Origin of the sequence: Pandoraea sp. PE-S2T-3, from assembly GCF_002179965.1 — a bacterium.
Lineage (GTDB): Bacteria > Pseudomonadota > Gammaproteobacteria > Burkholderiales > Burkholderiaceae > Pandoraea.
Window position 1 is genome coordinate 1 of sequence record NZ_NGUQ01000022.1, and the last position, 341, is coordinate 341.

Sequence of the window (341 nt, forward strand, 5' to 3'; positions counted from 1 at the left end):
CGCATCTGCTCACGAATCTGTCGCTGCTCCTCCTTCTCCGTCTCCCGCAGCTCGTTAGTGCGGACTGCCCACACCAACTCATCAATACGCGCGTCAACGTACTCCTTCAGAATCCGAGCGCTTCGGAATGCTGCACCGTTGTGGTTCACCAGTGCCGCAGCATCCTTGATCTCTTGCTGCAGCGTTCCAAAGTTATCTACCTTGGCACGCGACAGGATGGAGTCCACCTTCCCGTTGAAGGCGTCGATCACAAACCTGATGGCAGTGTCACGACGATTCTTTTCGGCGTAGTCGCACTCTGCCGCTCGCCTTTGGGTTGCCATCAACTTTGAATAGTCGCG

1 protein-coding gene is annotated in these 341 nt (G+C 56.0%); it reads right to left on the reverse strand.

Annotated elements, in window-relative coordinates:
• The coding region (locus CDV46_RS18615) for a DUF4041 domain-containing protein (RefSeq protein ID WP_140413418.1) at window positions 1-341 on the reverse strand (341 nt) is incomplete at both ends.